The sequence below is a fragment of the Pseudomonas sp. SIMBA_068 genome, from assembly GCF_046534705.1.
Taxonomy (GTDB): Bacteria; Pseudomonadota; Gammaproteobacteria; order Pseudomonadales; family Pseudomonadaceae; genus Aquipseudomonas; species Aquipseudomonas putida.
The window spans coordinates 1-263 of the sequence record NZ_JAWRYI010000766.1; the positions used below are offsets into that span (position 1 = coordinate 1).

Here is a 263-nt window from a genome sequence, read left to right on the forward strand (position 1 = left end):
TGGCACAGGTTTCAGCTAACTGCTGCTGTCAGGAAACTCCTGAATGGTGACCGGCAGCGTCAGTTTCTGATCGTTTCGCAGTACCTGCACATCAATCACTGAACCCGGGCGAATTTCTGCCACCTGATCCATGGTCTCCTGCGCGGAGATGGCCGGCTTGCCATTAACGCTGAGCAGCACATCGTTGGCCTGAATCCCGGCTTTATCCGCTGGCCCATCTGGCGTGACCACGCTGACAATAATGCCCTGAACCCGATCCAGAT

1 protein-coding gene is annotated in these 263 nt (G+C 55.9%); it reads right to left on the reverse strand.

Translation table 11 applies throughout. The features are described 5' to 3' along the window. Nucleotides 1-15 precede the first annotated feature (15 nt). Nucleotides 16-263: PDZ domain-containing protein (locus SB756_RS31355; RefSeq protein ID WP_410913402.1), on the reverse strand; the 248-nt coding region annotated here is incomplete at its 5' end.